Source organism: Marinicella meishanensis, assembly GCF_019931145.1.
Lineage (GTDB): Bacteria > Pseudomonadota > Gammaproteobacteria > Xanthomonadales > Marinicellaceae > Marinicella > Marinicella meishanensis.
In genome coordinates, this window is record NZ_JAIOUV010000003.1 from 184450 (window position 1) to 205427 (window position 20978).

18 protein-coding genes are annotated in these 20978 nt (G+C 51.4%); 13 read left to right on the top strand and 5 right to left on the bottom strand.

What is annotated here, in order from left to right; translation table 11 throughout:
• Window positions 1-7: 7 nt before the first annotated feature.
• Window positions 8-598 carry a hypothetical protein gene (locus K7G70_RS05720; RefSeq protein ID WP_223787649.1) on the top strand — a complete coding sequence of 197 codons (591 nt, stop codon included), beginning with the start codon at window positions 8-10 and terminating at the stop codon, window positions 596-598.
• Here K7G70_RS05720 and K7G70_RS05725 read toward each other — a convergent pair.
• A complete protein-coding gene (locus K7G70_RS05725; protein ID WP_223787650.1) occupies window positions 595-1164 on the bottom strand; it encodes an ankyrin repeat domain-containing protein in 570 nt (189 codons plus the stop codon). The genes K7G70_RS05720 and K7G70_RS05725 overlap by 4 nt on opposite strands.
• Before the next feature lie 453 nt (window positions 1165-1617).
• On the opposite strand from K7G70_RS05725, the gene K7G70_RS05730 reads away from it, so the two are divergent.
• Window positions 1618-2505, top strand: a complete 888-nt coding sequence (locus K7G70_RS05730; RefSeq protein WP_223787651.1) for a hypothetical protein — start codon at window positions 1618-1620, stop codon at window positions 2503-2505.
• Window positions 2506-2669: 164 nt separating this feature from the next.
• On the opposite strand, the gene K7G70_RS05735 is transcribed toward K7G70_RS05730, so the two are convergent.
• A complete protein-coding gene (locus K7G70_RS05735; protein ID WP_223787652.1) occupies window positions 2670-2876 on the bottom strand; it encodes a SlyX family protein in 207 nt (68 codons plus the stop codon).
• A gap of 67 nt (window positions 2877-2943) precedes the next feature.
• Here K7G70_RS05735 and K7G70_RS05740 point away from each other — a divergent pair, with 67 nt between their 5' ends.
• The 4 genes from K7G70_RS05740 (at window position 2944) to K7G70_RS05755 (ending at window position 7591) form a co-directional block, all read left to right on the top strand.
• Window positions 2944-5301: a tetratricopeptide repeat protein gene (locus tag K7G70_RS05740; RefSeq protein ID WP_223787653.1), complete on the top strand. Its 2358-nt coding sequence runs from the start codon at window positions 2944-2946 to the stop codon at window positions 5299-5301.
• Between the two features lie 29 nt (window positions 5302-5330).
• Window positions 5331-6557: an MFS transporter gene (locus tag K7G70_RS05745; protein WP_223787654.1), complete on the top strand. Its 1227-nt coding sequence runs from the start codon at window positions 5331-5333 to the stop codon at window positions 6555-6557.
• Window positions 6554-6973, top strand: a complete 420-nt coding sequence (locus tag K7G70_RS18000) for a response regulator transcription factor (RefSeq protein WP_305067289.1) — start codon at window positions 6554-6556, stop codon at window positions 6971-6973. The genes K7G70_RS05745 and K7G70_RS18000 overlap by 4 nt, the downstream gene beginning before the upstream one ends.
• Window positions 6974-7069: 96 nt before the next feature.
• Window positions 7070-7591 carry a DUF4199 domain-containing protein gene (locus K7G70_RS05755; protein ID WP_223787655.1) on the top strand — a complete coding sequence of 174 codons (522 nt, stop codon included), beginning with the start codon at window positions 7070-7072 and terminating at the stop codon, window positions 7589-7591.
• Here K7G70_RS05755 and K7G70_RS05760 read toward each other — a convergent pair.
• Window positions 7580-8917, bottom strand: coding sequence for an NHL repeat-containing protein (locus tag K7G70_RS05760; RefSeq protein ID WP_223787656.1), 1338 nt, complete (start codon window positions 8915-8917; stop codon window positions 7580-7582). The genes K7G70_RS05755 and K7G70_RS05760 overlap by 12 nt on opposite strands.
• Window positions 8918-9000: 83 nt before the next feature.
• On the opposite strand from K7G70_RS05760, the gene K7G70_RS05765 reads away from it, so the two are divergent.
• The 3 genes from K7G70_RS05765 to K7G70_RS05775 are packed head-to-tail and all read left to right on the top strand — an operon-like array spanning window position 9001 to window position 12686.
• The gene (locus K7G70_RS05765) at window positions 9001-11064 is read left to right on the top strand and encodes a winged helix-turn-helix domain-containing protein (protein ID WP_223787657.1); all 2064 of its coding nucleotides are present in this window, start codon (window positions 9001-9003) and stop codon (window positions 11062-11064) included.
• A gap of 15 nt (window positions 11065-11079) precedes the next feature.
• The gene (locus K7G70_RS05770) at window positions 11080-11682 is read left to right on the top strand and encodes a DUF938 domain-containing protein (RefSeq protein WP_223787658.1); all 603 of its coding nucleotides are present in this window, start codon (window positions 11080-11082) and stop codon (window positions 11680-11682) included.
• Window positions 11679-12686, top strand: a complete 1008-nt coding sequence (locus K7G70_RS05775) for a serine/threonine dehydratase (RefSeq protein WP_223787659.1) — start codon at window positions 11679-11681, stop codon at window positions 12684-12686. The genes K7G70_RS05770 and K7G70_RS05775 overlap by 4 nt, the downstream gene beginning before the upstream one ends.
• A 50-nt stretch (window positions 12687-12736) precedes the next feature.
• On the opposite strand, the gene K7G70_RS05780 is transcribed toward K7G70_RS05775, so the two are convergent.
• Window positions 12737-14974 carry a bifunctional serine/threonine-protein kinase/formylglycine-generating enzyme family protein gene (locus tag K7G70_RS05780; protein WP_223787660.1) on the bottom strand — a complete coding sequence of 746 codons (2238 nt, stop codon included), beginning with the start codon at window positions 14972-14974 and terminating at the stop codon, window positions 12737-12739.
• A 256-nt stretch (window positions 14975-15230) separates the two neighbouring features.
• Here K7G70_RS05780 and K7G70_RS05785 point away from each other — a divergent pair, with 256 nt between their 5' ends.
• A complete protein-coding gene (locus K7G70_RS05785; protein WP_223787661.1) occupies window positions 15231-17093 on the top strand; it encodes an ATP-binding cassette domain-containing protein in 1863 nt (620 codons plus the stop codon).
• Between the two features lie 590 nt (window positions 17094-17683).
• Window positions 17684-18244, top strand: a complete 561-nt coding sequence (locus tag K7G70_RS05790; RefSeq protein ID WP_223787662.1) for a hypothetical protein — start codon at window positions 17684-17686, stop codon at window positions 18242-18244.
• A gap of 1 nt (window position 18245) precedes the next feature.
• Here K7G70_RS05790 and K7G70_RS05795 read toward each other — a convergent pair whose 3' ends face one another.
• Window positions 18246-18668, bottom strand: a complete 423-nt coding sequence (locus K7G70_RS05795; RefSeq protein WP_223787663.1) for a MarR family winged helix-turn-helix transcriptional regulator — start codon at window positions 18666-18668, stop codon at window positions 18246-18248.
• Between the two features lie 106 nt (window positions 18669-18774).
• On the opposite strand from K7G70_RS05795, the gene hppD reads away from it, so the two are divergent.
• Together hppD and K7G70_RS05805 are read left to right on the top strand one after the other, a co-directional pair.
• Window positions 18775-19803, top strand: a complete 1029-nt coding sequence (gene hppD / locus K7G70_RS05800) for a 4-hydroxyphenylpyruvate dioxygenase (RefSeq protein ID WP_223787664.1) — start codon at window positions 18775-18777, stop codon at window positions 19801-19803.
• A 14-nt stretch (window positions 19804-19817) separates the two neighbouring features.
• Entirely contained in the window at window positions 19818-20948 is a 1131-nt protein-coding gene (locus K7G70_RS05805; RefSeq protein ID WP_223787665.1) for a homogentisate 1,2-dioxygenase, read from the top strand.
• Window positions 20949-20978 lie beyond the last annotated feature (30 nt).

The following is a 20978-nucleotide window of genomic DNA, read 5'->3' on the forward strand; positions in this document are numbered from 1 at the left end:
AGACGGCGTGAACGTTGAATCGATCTTGTCTTGGGCAGTGGCCGCAGCTGCACTCACCGCAGCCATCGTGGTGGCCATCAAAACGCCCAAAGAAAAATGGTTTAATCCAAAGACCCAAGGCGATCCCAACCAAGCTTGGGCACCAGAATTCACAGCCAAGGAAAAAAGGGCCCACATGGCCAAGCATGGTCTGTGGTTGGTGCCACTGATGATTGGGCTGCAATTGCTGTTGCGGGCATTGAACAAAAAGAACCTGTTGTGTGAGCAAACCTGGGGGTTGAGCCATTGGCATTGGTTCATTGCCGTGATGTTATTGTTGCTGTTGGCGGTATTTATCGGGGCTGTGGTGTTCAATTGGTTGTACTGGCAAAAAGTGCGGCAATCTGAGCAATTTCCACTGCCTGGACAAAAGGTCTGGAAACCACAAAGAATCATCACCGGGCAGGCCGCTCAACAACGGGCCAAATTGTACTTGTCTGTGCTGGCTTGTCTGGGTCTGGCATTCATGGTCTGTGTGGCGGTGTTGTTTTACTTGATTCAGGGCTTGATCACTCCGGCCGCATTGGCCGCCAAATGTGCCGCGCTGGCGGCTGCTTAATTGGCGTTGGGGAACCACTGGCGCAATTCAGTCACTGCCACTTGATTGTCATGATCGATGGCCACATCCAACACATCTTGGCCATACACATTGCGGTGGTGCACATCGGCACCCAGTTGAATCAAATGCGTGACAATGCCCGGATTTTCATTGTACATGGCCGCAGCCTGTAAGATGCTGTTGTCATGTAACAATCTGGCATGCAGGTCTGCGCCGTTGGCCACCAACGCATCGATCACATCGGTGTTGTTGTTGTGACTGGCCGCACCTGACAACGGGGTGCCCAAAAAGTCCCCATCGACCTCATTGATGTCAACCCCCCGGGCCAACAAGGCGTCAATGATGGCGGGGTCCTGGGTGGTGGTCGCGGCCCACATCAACACCGGTCCATTGCCATTACCCGGTTGCAAGGCGTCCTCAGGGATGTCTGCCACATCGGCCACTGTGGCCGTTTCCCAAAATGCTTGGGTGCTGTATTTTTTGTGGGGGTTGAGGGCTTGTAAAATGAAATAGCCGGCAATCACCAGCAACAACAAGATGATCAGTTTGGGGTCAGTATTTTCCATGTGCCGGTATCCTTAAGCAGAACCCACATTGTATGTCATGGCGGGCCGATGCGAAAGACTTTGTCTGGAGGGTGAGGGGCAACGCGTCAATCCATTGTGATGGCTGGCCCACTCGGCTACAATGGGCAGTCATCTGCAGTTGGAGCATCATCATGGAAGATCATCAAAAATACGCCAAAGAATTGGCCATCAACAACACCCGGGCGGGCGTCATCATGGGCATGGTGCTGTTTGGTATTTGGGCCTGTTAACACCAACTGAAAGACCACTGTTCAGGCTGCAAAGGTCACAATCAAGGCGCGAATCGCGTGGTTTGGTCATTCCAATCGAGCGATGAGCAACGCAGGGTGTGGCCTTTGCTGTCTGAACCCATGGGGCTGGGTCGTATTTTCCATCCCTCAGCGTTATTCATTCGTTCATGTGGAGTGACCACACTTCACGACTGATGCCTTGATGGCTGAAAAATACGATCCAGCAGTCGCCTTGCAGTTGGTGTTAACAGGCCCTAATTTGGGCCGGGTCTTGGTCAGCTACTTGTCGGATGTCAATCATGCACCACTCATTGCCCATTTTGATGGTTGGACGGTGGCGCTCTTGCTGATCATATTTATGTTGATTTGGGACATGAGCCGATTTTCCAGGGCAGCGGCGGTGGTGATGTTTGTGTTTGTGCTGTTGAATCAAGTCCTGGTGTTCTTGGAAACCGCTTCGATCTGGGCCGTGGCCATCGGTCTGTTGTTTTTGTTTTTCTTGGGTCGGGGCATCAAAGGCACCTTTGATTACCATGCCTTGATGCGTCAAGTGAACCCAGAGCACCAACCGACCAAACGTTGGATGTGGGTGGTGTTCACGCCGGTGGCGCTGATCGCGGTGTGGGTGCTGGGCTTGGGGGCCTTGTCTCATTTTAAGTTGATTCCGGCCGAACACGTCAAAGCCAAACATGAAATCACGGCAAAGGAGCGTCAGGCATTGCAGGACATGTACTTGGTTGAGGCGGACACCGAAATTGAGTACTTCAACACCCATGGCCTGTTTTCACTGCGCACCGGAGGGGTGCTGATGACCGCTGATGAATTGATCATTTATGCCGAAGTGGAAGGTGAGATCTACTATGACAGCATGCGCTTTGAAGACATGCAGTGGGTGAAGCAATTGCACGCCGGTGGAGAACTTGAGAACAGTGTGTTTCAAGTGGCTGGAACAGCACAGTACACGGGATTTCAGTTTGAGCTGTCCACCACCGACAACATGGACACGGTGTTTTTCCAAGCCTTGGAAAACAAGATCAACCCTTATCCGATCGACGTCAAGATGCCCGAACCAGATTTTAGCCTGGATTGAAACCTGCGGTCTGAGCAGCAGGCCGCGGCCACAACCGGTGTTGCTGCCATGACTAGGGCTGTTGTCTTAAAGCTGGCTGCTTTGCCTGATGTTGACTGATGTTGACTGATGTTGACGCGCCATAAGAGATTGGGCGAGTTGCGGGCGGTCTTCTCGCTGGGCATTCAATAATGCGGGGGGATTTCGTTGTCGGGTTTGAATTCCTCGATGTCGCTTTGCACTTGCTTCATGTGCCGGGTTAAATTGTGCATGGCTTGTTGGAATTCGCTGAGTTGCTTGGCCTGCTGATAGACTTGCTTGTTCAAGGCGTCCACGGTGTCTTCCAAAAAGGCCATGCGGGTTTCCAAATCCACGATTTTGCTTTCAGTCATGTGCATGCTTTCTATCGGTGAGTGTGTCATAGTATAATGCATTTGAACCAATTTGGATGATGACAAAATGACCCACAAAAAGAGTTTAGTCGCCGAACTCATCGAGCGCCGGGTGCCACAAATCCTGGGCATGTATGTGGCTGCTGTGTGGTTGGCGGTGGAAATTGGCGAGTGGATGAGTGAACGGTTTGCCGTCCCAGAACAAACGTCATCCTACATCTTTGTGATCATGATTGCCTTCATCCCCTTGGTCGGCTTGTTGGCCTGGGGCCATGGCCGGCCTGGCAAAGACAAATGGACCCAAAAACAACTGTTTTTCATCCCGTTCAACATCGCCATCGCCTGGTTTGCGGTGGCGTCGTTCATCAAGCCCGAAGTGAGTGCCACCGAAATCTTGAGTGTGGTGGATGCCCAAACTGGTGAGGTCAAAGAGTTCGAGGTGGCCAAAAGCGGCTTGAACCAAAAAGTCACTGGCTTCTTTTGGGAAAACAACACCGGCGATGAACAATGGGATTGGCTCAGTTATGGCGCCATGTGGCTGGTTTCTCAAGACCTGTTGCGCAGCCCCATCATCAGCATCCAAACCCCCTATGATTCGGCATCGATTTTGTCACAAGTCAGAAAGCAAGGTTATGAAGACGCGGTGGGCGAACCGCTGTCATTGGACTTGAGCATTGCCGATGACCGCAATTCACAGTGGATGATCAAAGGAGAAATCAATCATGATGGGTCGAAACTGTCTTTTGAAGTGTCTTTGTATGACGTGGTCACCGGCGCCTTGGTCACCACCATCACCGCGGCTTATGATGACTGGTTGCTTGCCCTGGATGACGTGGCCGAGCAAATCGGCACCATCATCCTCAAACAAGCCAACATCAAACCGTCCTTGATCCCCGACCTGTCCATCAGAGACCACGTGTCCAAAGACGCCCATGCCATCGAACAGGTGGTGAACGCTTTGAATGCGGTGAAATTTGACAACGATTTCACAGTGGGCATTGAAGCCCTGAAAACCGCTTTGGCAAGTGATGAAAGTTTGGCTGAGGCCTATGTGTTACTGATTGATTTTTACCGCGCCATCGGTGATTTTGAATCAGCCAAACAGGCTTCAGAAGATGCTTTGAAGCTGGAATACAAGTTGTATCAGGAATCGGTGTTCAAGGTAAAAGCCAACTACTACGCCGTCAATGGCGAACAAGCCAAGGCCATCCGGGTGTTGGAAAATTGGGTGAAAATCTATCCTGACAGTGCCGATGCCTTGGGTATTTTGGGTAGCAATTACATCTTCATGGGCAATCGCTTGGATGATGCCTTGGCGGTGTTTGAACGCCTCAATGAATTGCAAGAAGCGGGCTCCGGGGCCTTGGTCAGTCAAGCCAAGATTTACCGCTTGAAAGGCGAAAAAGAAAAGGCCTTGAAGGTGTTGGAAAAATATCAAGAACTGGAAAATGACAAAGCCGATCCCTTGTTGCAAATGGCCGAAGTGTATTTGCAATTCGGTGACATTGACGCGGCTTATGAAAAATACGACGAAGCCAGTTTGATGAGTTTCAATGACATTGATGCCGAATTGGGCTTGGCCAACATCATGGCCATGCGTGGCCAGTTTGATCGCAGCTTGGCGGCCCTGGATGCCCTGTTGCGCAAAGCCGAAACCGATCAAGACCGGGTTAAAATCCTGACCCAAAAAGAATTGGTGTTGTATTTGACTGGCCAGTTGCGAGCGGCCATGGAAGTGTTGGATGAAATGCGCACGGCTGCGGCTTCATTCATGCCTCCCTTGCAGCAAACCTTGATGTTTGGTGGCAAAGAAGTGTCCTACTGGGCCAACCTCAATGAAACAGAGCAAGCCCTGGAACGCCTGGCCACCATGCGCGACAACACCAAGCCGCCGTTTGATGGGTTTTTGTTGATCATGGAACGCAATGTGTTTGAATTGATGGGTGAACAGCAAAAAGCCCAAGATGCCTTGGCCCGCTTCCAACAATTTTTACAGGAATTTCAGACCACCGTTTATGATCAGTTTGTGTTGTCAGCCCGGGCTGTGGATCAGCGCCATGTCGGCGAGTTTGCTGCCGCCATCCAATTGCATGACCAAGCCATCAACGAATCTCAACAGTCATTCTTGCATTTGAATTCCTTGTATATTTTGGATGAGCTGAAATTCCAGAAAGCCAAAACCCTGCACGCGGCAGAGCAGCATGAAGAAGCCTTGTCGATCTTGGCAGACATCTTGCACCGCAACCCCTTATTTGGGCAAAGCATGGTGCTCAAAGCCCAAGTCCTTCTGGCCATGGGTGATGAGGCCGCGGCCATGGCCGCCATTGAACAGGCCAAAGCCTTGTGGCAAACAGCGGATCCGGCTTACGTCGAGTATCAACAACTGCTGATTCTGGAACAAGGTCTGCCGGCTGACGGTGGCTGAAGGGCCTGGCAGGGCTGAGGCCGTGTGAGATGAAGCAAAATCCCCAATTGGTGCTGGTCACAGTGATGCTGGTCGGTCTGTTGGGGACCCTGGGCATCGCCTTGCCCTATCCGGTGTTGGCGCCTTATTTCATTGACTATCCAGCCAATGACCTGACCCATTTCATGGGTTTTCATCCAAAAATTTTGCTGGGCATATGCCTGGCCATCTATCCGTTGGGGTTGCTGTTGGGCAGCATCTACATCGGCGCTTTGTCCGACGGCTTTGGTCGCAAACGGGTGTTGTTGATCACCTTGGCCGGTTCGGTGGTCGGCTATGGCTTGACGGCCTGGGCCGTCTATCAGGAATCCTTTGTGTTTTTCGTATTGGCGCGATTTTTGACCGGGGTCTGTGAGGGCAACATTTCAATCGCCCGCGCCATCGCCGCCGAACTGCATCCACACATCGATCGCACCAAGGCCTTGTCCATGGTGTATGCCGCCACCTATACCGGTTGGTTGCTGGGCCCGGTGTTTGGTGGGTTTTTGATGGTCTATGGGGTGGCCGAGGTGTTTCTCTTGGCGGGTTTGGGCATGCTGCTGTCAGCCAGCTTGGTGGCGTGGTTGATTCAAGCGGATGAGCCAGCCACAGACGCCGTGCCCTTTTGGCAAGCCATCAAAGCCAACAATTCACTGACCTTGTTGAAACACACGGAGATCCGGCCCATTTTTTGGTTCTATTTTCTGTACTCCATGGGGCTGAATGCCTTTTATGACTTTTATCCGGTGTGGTTTGTTGACCGCCATCAGGCCGATGGCCCAATGATCGCCATGGCCACGGTCAGTTTAACCCTGGTGATGATTTTGGTCAGCAGCCTGTGGGTGGCCAAAGTACAGTCCCGCTGGGGTGAAATCAAAGCCATGCTGGTCGGTGGGCTGGTGTTGTCTGCTTTGTTGACGATTCAACCCTTATTGGGTTTGACGGCGACGTTTGTGCTGTTTGCGGTGATTGGCGGCACCATCGCCATGACCAACGGCATGGTACCCAGTTATTTGTCTCACCAATTCGGTCATTTGGGGCAGGGCAAAGTGATGGGTTTGCAAACCAGTACGTTTTGCATCACCAATGTGATCATTGCCACCGTGGGTGGTCCGCTGACGGTGTTCAGTGCCAATTGGGTGTTGTGGTTGGGTGCGGCATTGGTTCTCTCTGCGGTGGTTACCATGCGCTTGGCACAAAGCCGGGTCAAGCCCGATGAACCGAGTGCCGTGGCATGACCAAGACTGCGATCATCTATGGCTTGGGTTTGGCCGTTTTGTTGTTGGTGTTGAAAACGCTTGAATACAAATGGCTGTTGCAAGACATCAGTTGGCAACTGTATGGGTTGTTCATAGCGGTGTTTTTCACCGCATTGGGATTGTGGCTGAGTGGCCATTTGTGGCCGAAAAAAACGACCCAAGATCCGTTCCAGGTCAATCACCAGGCCATCCAATCATTGCAATTGTCGGAACGTGAATTGGCGGTGTTACAGAAATTGGCTGCTGGCTTGTCCAACCAAGCCATTGCCGATGAATTGTTTGTCTCGATCAATACAGTCAAAACCCATTTGAAAAATGGGTTCAGCAAGCTGGAAGTGAACAACCGCCTGCAAGCGATCAACAAACTCAAAGCCCTCAACATCATCGAAAAGTGACCCCAAATATGGGCAACAGGTCAAAATCACCTAATCGGGTGAAGACAAATTCAGCGCGAAGACTATGATTGAGGCCCTATTAACGAGGAGAAACAGATGAAAAAAATTGTCTTGATTCATGGCCTGTTGGCCAGCTTGGTGGTGGTTGGGGTGTCTGCTGCGGTGTTGTGGACCGCCGGCCCGGATGCCGCTCACAGCCAAGCCGAATGGTTGGGATACCTGATCATGATCGTCGGCTTGTCGGTGATTTTTGTGGCGGTCAAACAGCACCGAGACCACAATTTGGGTGGTGTCATCGGCTTCAAAGCGGCCTTCATGGTGGGTTTGTTGATCACCTTGATCACCGCCGCGGCGTATGTGATCGGTTGGGAAGTTTATTATCAGCAAGCCGGCCAAAACTTCATGGAGGCCTATCAACAAGCGTACTTGGCCGACTTGCAAAGTGCCGGCGCCTCGGCCGCAGAACTGGCCGCAACCCAACAGCAAATGGCGGACTTTGGCGCGCTGTATGAGCGCTTTTATTTTCGTGCCTTCATCACCTTGTTGGAAATTTTGCCGGTTGGGTTGGCCATCAGTGTTTTGTGTGCGGTTTTGTTGCGCACGCGCTCAACAGGCTGAGCAGTCCGCTGGCAGGTAAGTGAACCAAGTCACCACCGCTTGTTGGGGGTTGAGGTAGTCGATGGTGAACCCTTCGCCACTGCGTGAGGGGCCACCATAATACACCCCAGTCATGTAACTGGCATCGGTGACTTGGGCAAAACTGGATTCGTCACAAGCGGCCCCGGCTGGGTTTTGTGCCAAGCGTTCAATGGCATAACTGCCGGTGCCAAATGGTACTTCATTGACCGTCAGGTCAGAGGCGTAACTCATGGTGGCGGTGTGGCAACTGTCGAAGGTGAACAGCACCTCCCCCCAATACACGGTGTCGATGGCTTCGGGATCCAAATTGGCCCCAAATTGGCCACCGGTGGTGGTGAATTCTGACACCAACAACTGGTTGCCATCAATGGTGCCCACCCCGGACATCCAGGCTTGGCGCATGCCAGTGATCGGTGTTTGGCTGCGCACCTTGGTTAAGCGATAAACAAAAGTGGCACCGGCCAAGCCACCACTTCTGCTGGGCACCACGGTTTCGAAACTGAAGTCACTCAAACGATAGCGGCGCACGGTGCTCAAGGTGTCACTGGTGACCAGGATGTGCTCAGGTCCGTCTTGGATCAGGCCGGCAGCCCCCGGAAAGCCCGACACCACTTCGCCTTGAAATTGACCATTCAAACCAAAACTCATGATTGCTTGGTTGCCCCAGGCGGTGACCAGGATTTGGTTGCTGAGCAACAAAATGGAACGGGGTCGGTCCAGGTTGTGCTGGCCTGAATTGACGAATTGAGTGGTGCTGCCATTGGCGGTGTTGACCCGCAGAATGCTGTCAGAATCATAGCCAGGGACATACAAGAATCCATCGTTGCTTAGGGCCATGCCGATGTCGATGCCTTGGATTTTGTTATTGCCAGCCGGTAACAAGGTGTTGCCCACCTGCCAAGAACTGGTGTTGATCTCCAAAATGGTGTTGCTCGAATAGCTGCCCAAAAAGATCTCGTCAGCGGTTTTTTTGACCACAGCAATGGGGTTGTCGATGAGCCCTGGTGCAATCACTGTGGTGGCGGTGGACAAGGTGTTGCGGTCAAATTTAACCAGTTTATGATTGGATTCACTGACCACCACCAGATCACCGTTGCTGTCCTCAAACATGGCTTGCGGGCCGTCCAACACCCCGGTGTCGGCCAAGTCCCGCACGTAGCTGCCGTCGCAACCATCGTAAATTTTGACGTTGTCTCGACTCCAGCTGCTGACCAGCAACAAGGAGTCACAATTGGGGTTACCCATTTCTTGTGCCGGGGCAAAATGGGTGGTTATAATGAGGCCAATTAGCAATATCTGTTTCATGTTCATCTCAGGTTGTTGAAAGCCAGTTAATTTACCCATTCAGTGAGCCCAAAAACCTTCGGAAAACCTCCTATTGTCCCTTCATGACCGCATCTGATCGCCACATTGCCGACCCATCTGCCACCCGTTCACCCACCGCTGTGACCTGGTTGCTTGGCGATTGGCAATACCGGCCAGACAATGGGGAGTTGCGTCAAGGCCGCACCATTCAGCGCTTGCCCACCCAGTTGAATGCGGTGCTGAACTTGTTGGTCAAGCAAGCGCCCAAAGTGGTGACCCGCGAACAATTTTTGGACCAAGTGTGGACCAACAAATGGGTCAATGAGGACGCCTTGTCCCGCACCATCGCAGAATTGCGCAAATTGCTGGGTGATTCAGCCAGTCAAGCGAAATACATCAAAACCATCCCCAAAAAAGGCTACCAACTGGCGCTGCAACCCCAACCATTGCGCCACCGCCGACAACGACAAGCGGTTGGTGCCCTGCTGATGCTTGGGGTGTTGCTGTTACTGGGTCTGGTGTGGTCATGGTCGTCACACCAGTCGGTCGCCGAGACCTTGCAGCAAGCGGTGGCGGGTGCCAGTCGGGTGACGGCATTGCCCGGCATGGAACAACAAAGCACCCTCAGTGCCGATGGTCAATGGCTGACCTATGTGCGACAACGACCGAATGACAGCGTGGTGGTGATTCAGTCATTGACCGATGCCAATGAACAACACCTCATCGAACTGGCCAGGCACCGCCTGGCATCGCCTTACTATGCGCCCGCCACCGGACAGGTGTTCATGACGGCCCGTGATCAAACCCGTTGTTTTTTGAAGGCTTATGACATGGCCAGCGCCACTTTCACCGACTTGGCGCCTTGTGCCTACAGCGGTGAATCCCGCTCTTTGGCCTGGCAAGCAGCGCAGCGTTTGTTGGCCTTTTCAGCACCGAATGCGGCTGGCTTGATTGGCATCCAGCAGTGGTCTTTTGATCGGGGCGGCGTCATTGAATTGACGCAACCGCCCAGCAGTGATTTGGCCGATTGGTCACCGGCCTTCAGTCCCGATGGCCGGTGGCTGAGCTTTTCCCGTGGCAACCAATCGGTGCGCAACTTGTGGTTGCAGAATTCAGCCACCGGTGAGGCTGAACCGCTGACCAGCGGCGAACATTACACCATCAGCCACAGTTGGTACGATGATGAGCATGTGGTGTTCGATTCGGATTTGAGTGGCAGCCGCCAATTGTGGGTGCTCAACATCCACGACCGCCAACCACAGTTGTTGGGGGCTTATGGCGCCCAACACCCCTCATTCGATGCGGTCCGGGCGCTGATGACTTATCAAACAGTCAGTTATGAAGCGAACATTTGGATGTATGACATCCCCAGCGGTGAACTGCAACGTTTGGTGCATTCCACCAAATACGACAATTATCCCAACTTCGGGCCCAATGGCCGGCGTTTTTTGTTTTCCAGCAACCGCTCAGACCAAAGTGCCATTTGGTCCTATGACCTGGATACCGGGACCGAACAGCAAGTGTTTGCCTTGGCCGAGACCAAACTGACCCGGCCGCATTGGCATGGGCCGGACAACCAAATCATCATGACCCGCAATGATGCCAGTGGTTACAGCAGCTTACTTTTGGATTTGGCATCTTCGCGCACCGACACCATCGATTTTGGCATGGGTCACATGGACACCCAATTTCACCAGGGTGCGTATTTTGCTTTGGCCAAATCGGCGGCGGTGCACAACCGCATCTTGCATTGGCAAACAGGACAGGTGTCGGTGTTGCCGCCGTTGGCAGTCAGTCGCTTCATGGTGACCACTGACGGACAATTGCTGTACAGCAAAAGCGATGCCGATGGTTTGTACTTGTATGATCCAGTGTCCCAACAAGAGTCTTTGTTATTGGCTGATTTTTCGCGACAGGCTTTGAATCTGTGGACCACCGTCAACCATTCGGTGTACCATGACCAGGGTGGCGAAGATGCGGGTTTGTGGCACCTGGATTTGCGCACCGGCACCCGCCGCAAGATCACCGACCATCGGCCGTATTCGGTGGGCACTTCATTGAGTGTGAATCGCGCTGAGACTCAAATTTTGTTGACCCGCACCGATCGCGCCGAATCTGACATCCTGTTGGTGTCGCTGAAACCATGAATGTTGAACCGAGCCATGACCACTGACAAACCTTTTGCCCCCGCTTGTGAACGCAACCAAGCGGTGATTCTGGAGTCCTTGCGGCAGCACCTGCGACCTGGTGACCGGCGGTTGTTTGAGGTGGGCAGCGGCACCGGACAACACGCCGTGTTCATGGCGCCTCAGTTACCACAATTGACCTGGCAGACATCTGATGTGGCCGCCAACCATGCGGGCATTCAACAGTGGCTGGACGAAGTGCCCGATGCCGCCATCATACCACCGGTGCAGTACACCATTGGCCAGGATCCGTGGCCCATGGTGTCGCTCGACGTGGTGTTCACAGCCAACACCTTACACATCATCAGTGCGGCATTGATTGCCAATTTGTGTCTTGATCTGGGGCATAACCTGGAGGCGGGCAACCGGCTGTTCATCTATGGGCCATTCAAATACGGTGGCCAATTCACCACCGCATCCAATGCCGAATTCGATCAATGGCTCAAAGAACGGGATCCGGACAGTGGCATCCGTGACATCGAATGGCTCACAGACTTGCTGACACCGCATGGCATTCAATTGCTGCACGATTTGGACCTGCCCGCCAACAACCAAATGCTCATCTATCAAAAATCATGATCACCATCCAAGACATCCAAGCCGCCCACCAGCGCATTTTGCCCCACATCAACCACACCCCTGTGGTGACCTCCAGCCGATTGAACCATTGGTTGGGACATGAAATCCATTTCAAAGTGGAGTGCTTGCAGAAAGTCGGTGCTTTTAAAGCCCGTGGCGGCTGTAATGCGGTGCAAGTGCTGCGCGAGCAACAGCCCAACATCCGCCAAGTGGTGGCCAATTCATCAGGTAACCACGGTCAGGCGGTGGCCTGGGCGGCCAGTTTGTTTGGCCTTCCTGCGGCGGTTTATATGCCGACCTTTGCATCACAGGTCAAGGCCCAGGCAATCCGTGATTATGGGGCCGAAGTGGTTGCATTGAGCACCCGCCAGGCCGTCGATCAAGCGGTGGCCGATGCGGCCCAAGCCGATGGGGTGCACTGGATACCCCCCTTCAATGATTGGTCGGTGATCGCCGGGCAGGGCACCGCCATGTATGAAGCCTTGCAACAAATCGACCAACCACTGGATGCGGTTTTTGCCCCCTGTGGCGGCGGTGGGTTGATTTCTGGCACCTTGGTGGCCACCCGCCATGCCCAAGCCCGGGCCCAAGTGTTCGCGGTGGAACCGAAAGCCGGGGACGATGCCATGCGGTCCTATCTGAGTGGTCAAATACAGCACTTGGACGATGCCCCCAAAACCTTGGCCGATGGGGCCATGACTTTGTCGGTCGGGGAAAAAACCTTTGCCCACATCCAACAATTGGATGGTTTCTTTGCGGTGGAAGAAAGCCCGATGGCCTACTGGACCCAGTGGTTACAGCATTTGTTGAAACTGCACGTGGAGCCAACTTCGGCCATGGTCATGGATGGGGTCTGTCAGTGGTTGCGCGGGCGGCCCAGCAAACCCAGTCAAAAAATCATGGTGGTGTTGTCAGGCGGCAACATCGATGCCAAAACCATGCAAAAAATCTGGCAAACCGATCATTTGGTGCAGACACCCCGTGTGGACCTAGGCTGGCCATGATTTGTGAACTGCTTGTAACAGGAGTTTGGCAGGCCTCAGGGGCGCTTTGATCACAATTCCCTGACCAGGCGGAAGCCGATGTGCGAATGGGTTTCATCGGGACGCGCCGCCACCGGGGTGTTGTTGGTGGTGCCGGCCCCTGAACGCCAGGAAGTGCCCATGGCACAGGCACTGGCGGTGCCACAGGTGGTGGCCCACTCACTGACATTACCGACAAAATCATGGACCCCGGTTTGGGCTCGATGGCTTTTCACGGCGGTGGTGAACACCGCACCCGATTCACAAGCCAGTGGGTTGTCCGTGGCTTTGCTTTCACCAGCGATTTCTTGCCCCGCCAAATTACCGACCTGGCAATCAAGTTGGGTGGTCAATTGGCGGTTGAGCAGTTGGTATTCTTGGTTGGTGGGCAAGCGATAACGGTGCCCAGTCTGGTCCGACAGCCAGTTGGCATAGGCCTCGGCATGGGCCGCGGTCACGCAGACCACTGGGTGGGAGTTGCTTTGCTCAAATGGTGGCTTTTCCCAGGTTTTTTTGAAAAACACTTTCTTGTCAAAATGGTGACACTTGTCATCGGTCATGCCGTCGCCAGCAAATTGGGCGAATTGGCCCACAGTCACCTCGTGCTCACCGAGTAAGAAATCAGTCAAGGTGGAGCCGTTGGGCACCGCAAAGAAAATGAACCGATGGCCCAACTGATCATCGTATACATCGCCGGTCTGGGGGATGTTGTTGTAAGAGTTTTGTAAATCGGTGACAAAAGCATAATCAGGTTTCAATACCGCTGACATGTTTAAATAGCGCTCAGCCAGTGGGTTGTTGCGGCGCAGGGTCACGGCTTGGTTGACCAAGCCTTGGGTGGTGCTGAGGATGTTGCTGATGGAGCTGTCAAACTGGGCACTGTTGATTTGGTAGGCATCCAGGTATTCAACAAAGGATTCCAGGTGCGTCAGGGCCTCATCAAAGGCCTGTTCTTCCAGTTTGCGGTCGATCAAATTGAAATAGTAGCGGCCCACTTGATGCAAGCCATTGCGGGCGGCTTCATTGTTCGGTTGTTCCAACAGCACTTGATAAAACTTGTCAGCGGCATTGTCCCCTTTGGGTTTGGTTAAGCGATACCGTTGTAACAATTCTTGGGCTTCATTGAGGGTCACTTCCACCGACATTTGGTTGATGGTTTCGTTGTCCAGATTGCCGGTTAAATCGACCTTTTCTTCGGCGGCTTCATCGGCCACGGTGACCACGCCGACCGACAATTCCAATGGTTTGGATGGCGTGGCTTCCACCACCGGCTCTGGCACTTCGGCTTGGGTTTCACTGGCCACCACCTCGGTGCTTGCAGCCACCGGTTCATCGTCACTGTGGCGGGTGAAAAACAGGGCCGCCATGGCCACCAACACCAAGCCGGCCAGGGCACCCCAAAGGTAAGGCTTTTTGTGCCCGGGTTGGGTGGCCGTCGGGGTTTCCGCTGGTTGCCGGTGTTTACCATACTTGATCGCCAACAACGCATCTTTCAGTTCTTCAACCGTGTCATACCGTTCGTTGGGGTCTTTGGCCAGACAATTGTCAATGATCGGTTGCCATTCTGCCAGGGCCGCAGGCAGTTCTGGGATGGGCTTGTTGATGTGCGACATCAAGATGGAAAAATCGTTGTTGGCCTGGAACACATGATCGCCGGTCAATTTCTCATATATGATGCAACCCAAACTGTAGATGTCGCTGTGTCGGTCAATTTCTTTGGATTGAATTTGTTCCGGGCTCATGAAATGGGCACTGCCCAACAATTGCGTCTCTTTGGTTTTGCGTTTGGTGTTTTTCGAGATCGCGATGCCGAAATCGGCGATCTTGATGCGGCCAAACTGATCAAACAAAATGTTGTCAGGTTTCAAATCCCGGTGGATGATGCCGTGTTGGTGGGCATGCGACAGGCCATCACAAATTTGGCACAGCAGCTCAATCAGATGATCAGAGCTGGTACAAATGATTTCACCAAAATCACCGTGGGTGAGGTAGGGCATGGTGAAATAGGCCAAGCCCGAGGGCAGTTTCTTGGCCTCATAAATGCTGATGATGTGGGGGTGGTCCAGCGAAGCCACTGTTTTGGCTTCATCGACAAAGCGCTCGGCCAGATTTTTGTCGTCCATGACCAATTTTTTCAACACTTTGATCGCCACCTTGCGCTGCAGAGAAATTTGACGGCCCAAATAAACCGCCGACATGCCGCCCTCGCCAATCTTGTCAAGGATGGTGTGGTCCGGTATGTTCAAATTGAGCTTAGGAACTGTTTTCAACTGTGCAAGGCGTTGTTCATCGAAATTCATTTTATGCCTGTTATTGACCCTTTGCAGCAAATTTAGGCAATACTTGATGGCAAAACTGTGACGGCCATCAAAAGAATTCGGTGGTATAAAAATGTCATTTTACGTACATCTTAAAAAGTGTCAAATTTGGTCAATGAATTCATCGAACCACACAAAAAGCCCGGCAATCACTTGAGCTTGGCGGTGTTCTGATTACAATGTGGGCCTTTGTCAGCCTATTTATCTCATGTCCCTGATTCATTTTGATCGTGTCTCCATTGATTTTGGTGCCAAGCCGGTGTTGGATGCAGTCAACCTGACCATCAACAAAGGTGAAAAGCTGGCTTTGATCGGGCGCAATGGTGAAGGAAAATCCACTTTGTTGAAGATCATGGCCGGCGAAATCCCAGTGGATGACGGTCAAGTGATCAAACAAGACGGCATCAAAGTGGCGATGATGAAACAATCGGCCGCCGATGAATCCGAATCAACGGTGCGTCAGTTTTTGTTGCATGCTTTGGGCCAGGTGGGTCATGCCCTGGAACAATATGAGTCAACCACCGACCCCCAACAATTGGCTCGGCACCAACAAGTGATCGATGAGCACCACGGTTGGGATTTGTTGCAACAAATCGAAGTGGTGACCTCGCGCTTGAAGCTGGAGCCCGATGCGGTGATCAGGTCATTGTCAGGCGGGGTTCGGCGCCGCATCAATCTGGCGGCGGCCCTGGTGCAACAACCCGATGTGTTGTTGTTGGATGAGCCCACCAACCATTTGGACATCGAAAGCATCCTGTGGTTACAGGACCTGGTGGCGCGGTTGCATTGTGCGGTGGTGTTTGTGACCCATGACCGGGCCTTTCTGCGGCACATCGCCAATGGCATCATCGAACTGGACCGCGGGCACATTCACCAATACGTTTGTGGCTATGACAAATATTTGGAGCGCCGTGAAGCCCGGCTGGCGGCTGAGGTCAAAGAATGGCAGCGCTTGGACAAAAAGCTCAGCCAAGAAGAAATTTGGGTGCGTCAAGGCATCAAAGCCCGCCGCACCCGCAGTGAAAGTCGGGTCAGGGATCTGGTGGCCTTGCGCGAGGAGCGCAAAAATCGGCGGCAACAATCGGGCACCACTCAGGCCAGCATCAATGTGGCCGAAGCCAGCGGTAAAAAAGTCATCGTCACCCACAACCTGGGATTTCAATACGGTGACCAAACCATCGTCCAGGGCCTGACCTGCAAAATCATGCGCGGTGACAAAGTCGGCATCATAGGACCCAACGGGGTGGGCAAGACCACTTTGGTGCGTTTGCTGTTGGGTGAGTTGGAACCAGACAGCGGTTCGGTGAAATTGGGAACCGGTTTGGAAGTGGCTTATTTTGATCAATTGAAACAAGCCATCAACGATGAAGACACGGTACAAAACAACCTGCAATTGGGCACCGACTTCGTCGAAATCAATGGCAAGTCCCGCCATGTGATTTCCTATTTACAAGACTTTTTGTTCAGTGCCGAGAAAATTCGGGGTCCGGCCAGCGTGTTGTCAGGCGGTGAACGCTCCCGATTGTTGTTGGCCCGATTGTTTGCGCGACCCGCCAACGTCATTGTGATGGATGAGCCAACCAATGATCTGGACATGGAAACCTTGGACTTGATTCAAGACCTGTTGTTCGAGTTTCAAGGCACTCTGATCCTGATCAGCCATGACCGGGACTTCATCGACCACGTCTGCACCCAGACCATCGTGTTTGAAAACCCAGTGGATGGGCAGTACCAAGTCAATGAATATGTCGGCGGGTATGAAGACTACCTGCGCCAACGCAAAACGCCGGTTGAAGCCAAACCAGAGAAAAAAACGGTGGCCACTGAAAAGCCCAAAAAAATCTCGGACAAAAAGCTCAGTTTCAATGAAAAATATGAATTGGAACAACTGCCCGAAAAAATCGATGCCTTGGAATCCGCCATCACCACCTTGTCAAACCAAGTCTGCGAGCCGGATTTTTACAGCCAGGATGCCGCCACCATCAAACAAGTCACCACTGAATTGGCCCAAATGGAACAGGACCTGCAGGCTGCTTACGCCCGCTGGGATGAGTTGGAAGCCAAGACCTGAAGGCTGAATCACATCAAACTTAATTACTCTCCATTCAGAATCATTGATTGGACCGAACCCCGCAAATCAATCAAAATCTACTTACTTACATTTAATTTCAATTGGTATCCGTCATCTTCGGGCTTGACCCGGGGATCCACTGAATATTTGAACAGGCATGTTGAAGCAATGCACTGTTTAGATCCTATCAAACTGAACTCAAGGCACTCTTGACACAGGTGTTACCAGCGACTTAGTAAAATGAGTCCAACGACATCGCACAGCTGCATTCGAAGGGTTCACATCAAAATGCAAAACCCACAAGTTGGTCTATTATGAGCAACACAGCAATATGTATGAATCCATTAAAAGGGAAAAACTACTGCAAGATTGGAATCAGCAGAAGCAGGTCGAATTGATTGATAAGTTCAACCCTGAAGGGCTCGATTTATTCCATGAGGTCATTTGAGTGCATCAGAAATGGATCCCCGGGTCAAGCCCGAGGATGACGGCTTTTAATAAACGATTGGATTCATTCCGTAGATTAGTCAAATTAAGTAATTAAATCCAATTCAGTTTAAATTACATCATTGACCCCATATATTTTTAGTATGAATCAGAAAGAAAAATCAAAGCAAAGAATTGCTAAGCTTGAAGCGTTTGGATTTTGGGCTGAGTTTGTACTTCCAACAATGGTCAAAAATGTTATTAACATTGAATCCAGCTATCCTCATGATACCAATAACCCTGTATTGAGATTTTTAATTCCATTATCAATGAGGCATGTAGTTGAAAATACTTTATTGTCTTTGTTTGATGCTTGGACAATCTTAAATAAAGAATTGAAAAACAATCCATTTACTACTCTTGAAGACTTGAAGGATGATTATAGTAAAATAAGTATCATGAGAAGTAAGCTTGTTGCTCATAAAGAAGAAAACAGTATTGGGACAGATAAATATGAAAAGTGGTACTCTGAAAATTTTGGTAGTTATGAATCTGTGTTGATATTTCTAAAAGATTTTGCAAGCGATCTTGCAGAAAAATTAGATGATTTACCGATCGATGAAAACATCTCTGTGAGTATCTCATTAACAGAAACCATAACCAATGTAAGCGTTTCGGATTTTGAAGAGTTTATTTCAGCTTTAAAAGAAAAAAATATTTATTGATCTAACCCAAAATCCGATTGAATTTGCCTATCAAATGCGACAGTTGATCGCGCTCTTCGGCGCTCAGTTGGCTGAGCAATTCTTCTTCATAGCGCAGGGCATCGGGGATCACCGCCCGCATCAAATATTTGCCGCGACCATTCAATTCAAAGTTCTTGGCCCGGGCATCCAAGGGGTGGGGCCGCTGTTGGACATAGTCTTTTTCCAACAATGACTTCAATGTGCGGCTGATGCGCACTTTGTCCATTTCTGACAATTGGGCGATTTTCTTGGCGGTGATGTCTGGGTTTTTGTACAAGATGACCAACACCCGCCATTCTGAAATGTTGATGCCGAACTGGTCTTGGTAATGTTCGGCAATGCCTTTGGACACTTTCAGGCTGAGGACCGACAATTGATAGGGTAAGAATTCATTGAGGTTCATTTCCACAGTGTAACCATTTTTTGTTTCATTTGAAACCAAAAGTGGTTTCAAATGAAACTAAATCGCGGTAAAATGGCCTTTTATCATTCACCATTGGGGACCACACATGACAGCAACCATCAACGGTTTTGGATTCATTGAATACGCGGCCCAGGACGCCGCGCCATTACATCAGTTATTCCGCCAAATGGGTTTCACCGCCATCAAACGACACAAAAGCAAACCCATCACCTTGTACCGACAAGGGCAAACCGACTTTTACATCAATGAATGTGACAGCGGCTTTGCGGCCGATTTTGCTGCTGCCCACGGGCCTTGTGCCAGTGGTTTTTCCATTGTGTTCGATGACAAAGAGGTGGCCTTGGCGCACAGCCTGAAAGGCGGTTCAGAACAAATTGAAGTGACCAACGGTCTGAACTTCCCGGCCATCAAAGGCATTGGTGATGCCGCCTTGTATGTGCTGGACAAAACCAGCTACGCCGCCATGCTGGAAGCCGACTTCGATGACATCGTTGGCATGAACCAACACCCCACCGGTTTTGGCCTGACCTTCATCGACCACCTGACCCACAATGTGTATTTTGGCAACATGGAAAAGTGGAGCCGTTATTATGAAGAATTGTTTGATTTCTCAGAAATTCGTTACTTTGACATCAAGGGGCAGAAAACCGGTTTGGTGTCCAAAGCCATGACCAGCCCCAATGGTTCGGTGAAAATCCCTTTGAATGAATCAGAAGATCCCAAGTCGCAAATCAATGAATATTTGGATGAATACCATGGAGAGGGGATCCAACACATTGCTTTATACACCGAAAACATTTATGAGTCGGTGGAATCGATGCGCGCTGCCGGGGTGGAGTTTTTGGTCACCCCAGAAACCTATTACAGCATCATTGATCGGCGGGTGCCTGAGCATGAAGAAGATGTGGTCCGCATGCAAAAGAACCACATTTTGATTGATGCCGATGAAGCCACCAAGAAACAAATTCTGCTGCAAATTTTCACCAACACCAACATCGGGCCGATTTTCTTTGAAATCATTCAACGCAAAGGCAATGACGGCTTTGGTGAAGGCAACTTCCAGGCTTTGTTTGATTCCATTGAGCTGGAACAACAGCGCCGTGGGTATTTATAAGGAGTGAGGTTCGCATGAACGGCAAATGGTTTAATTTTTATAAGAAGCAAGGTCGGGTGGCCAAACAAGCCCACCTGGGTTTGCCGCAAGACAGTTACGAACGGGAAATGGGTAAAGAAGGTTTCTTTGGTCCAGTGACCCATTTTTATCACAGCCATAAACACACCGGCTGGACTGATTTTGATGGGGACAACCGCCCACGGGCGTTTGACACCAACCTGTTTGGTTCGGGACAGGAAACACCCTGGGATGCCCATGTGTTGATGCAAAACAACAGCGTCAAAATTCGCCTGTTGAAGCTTGAACAAAGCATGCGCAAACTGGTGCGCAATGCCGACGGTGATGACTTGCTGTTCTTCCACCAGGGTACGGCTGAGCTGTTTTGCGATTTTGGCCACATGACCATCAAAGAAGGTGATTACCTGATGTTGCCCAAAGGCACCATGTGGCGCTTGGAGTTGACCAACCCGTGTCAAATCCTGCTGGTGGAATCGACCAACGGCCATTACCAGTTGCCTGACAAAGGCTTGTTGGGTCCCAATGCCATCGTCGATGCCGCCGTCTACCGCACCCCAGATATCGATGCGGCATTCCAGGCTCAGTACAGTGAGGAAGCCTGGACGGTTTTGGTCAAACGCCTGCAAAAAGTGTCCACCATCAATTACCCATTCAACCCCTTGGACGCCATGGGTTGGCAAGGTGATTTGATGCCCGTGGCCTTGAATTGGCGGGACATTTCACCGGTCATGAGCCACCGCTTCCATGTGCCGCCATCGGCCCACACCACATTCTTGGGCAACCGCTTTGTGGTTTGTACCTTTGTGCCGCGCTTGTTTGAAACCGACCCGGAAGCCTTGAAGGTGCCGTTTTATCACAACAATGATGATTACGATGAGGTGTTGTTTTACCATGCCGGTAATTTCTTTTCCCGCGACAACATCCATCCCGGCATGATCACTTTACACCCCACCGGTTTTACCCATGGGCCCCACCCCAAAGCCATGAACCATGCCTTTGAACAAAAAAATGCCATGACCGAAGAAGTGGCGGTGATGATCGATACCCGTGATCCGCTGGAAGTTTGTGATGCGGCTGAGCAAGTGGAATGGCCTGATTACGTCAATTCCTGGAAAGAACCCAAGTGAGACCATCGACATTGACAGACCCAGCCCATG

What these genes read in the sequence shown, in the direction of transcription:
- K7G70_RS05795 (WP_223787663.1), bottom strand. Translation starts at nt 18,668, where the DNA reads ATGAACCTCAATGAATTCTTACCCTATCAATTGTCGGTCCTCAGCCTG.
- K7G70_RS05730 (WP_223787651.1), top strand. Translation starts at nt 1,618, where the DNA reads ATGGCTGAAAAATACGATCCAGCAGTCGCCTTGCAGTTGGTGTTAACA.
- K7G70_RS05745 (WP_223787654.1), top strand. Translation starts at nt 5,331, where the DNA reads ATGAAGCAAAATCCCCAATTGGTGCTGGTCACAGTGATGCTGGTCGGT.
- K7G70_RS18000 (WP_305067289.1), top strand. Translation starts at nt 6,554, where the DNA reads ATGACCAAGACTGCGATCATCTATGGCTTGGGTTTGGCCGTTTTGTTG.
- K7G70_RS05760 (WP_223787656.1), bottom strand. Translation starts at nt 8,917, where the DNA reads ATGAAACAGATATTGCTAATTGGCCTCATTATAACCACCCATTTTGCC.
- K7G70_RS05755 (WP_223787655.1), top strand. Translation starts at nt 7,070, where the DNA reads ATGAAAAAAATTGTCTTGATTCATGGCCTGTTGGCCAGCTTGGTGGTG.
- K7G70_RS05725 (WP_223787650.1), bottom strand. Translation starts at nt 1,164, where the DNA reads ATGGAAAATACTGACCCCAAACTGATCATCTTGTTGTTGCTGGTGATT.
- hppD (WP_223787664.1), top strand. Translation starts at nt 18,775, where the DNA reads ATGACAGCAACCATCAACGGTTTTGGATTCATTGAATACGCGGCCCAG.
- K7G70_RS05785 (WP_223787661.1), top strand. Translation starts at nt 15,231, where the DNA reads ATGTCCCTGATTCATTTTGATCGTGTCTCCATTGATTTTGGTGCCAAG.
- K7G70_RS05805 (WP_223787665.1), top strand. Translation starts at nt 19,818, where the DNA reads ATGAACGGCAAATGGTTTAATTTTTATAAGAAGCAAGGTCGGGTGGCC.
- K7G70_RS05765 (WP_223787657.1), top strand. Translation starts at nt 9,001, where the DNA reads ATGACCGCATCTGATCGCCACATTGCCGACCCATCTGCCACCCGTTCA.
- K7G70_RS05735 (WP_223787652.1), bottom strand. Translation starts at nt 2,876, where the DNA reads ATGACTGAAAGCAAAATCGTGGATTTGGAAACCCGCATGGCCTTTTTG.
- K7G70_RS05740 (WP_223787653.1), top strand. Translation starts at nt 2,944, where the DNA reads ATGACCCACAAAAAGAGTTTAGTCGCCGAACTCATCGAGCGCCGGGTG.
- K7G70_RS05770 (WP_223787658.1), top strand. Translation starts at nt 11,080, where the DNA reads ATGACCACTGACAAACCTTTTGCCCCCGCTTGTGAACGCAACCAAGCG.
- K7G70_RS05790 (WP_223787662.1), top strand. Translation starts at nt 17,684, where the DNA reads ATGAATCAGAAAGAAAAATCAAAGCAAAGAATTGCTAAGCTTGAAGCG.
- K7G70_RS05775 (WP_223787659.1), top strand. Translation starts at nt 11,679, where the DNA reads ATGATCACCATCCAAGACATCCAAGCCGCCCACCAGCGCATTTTGCCC.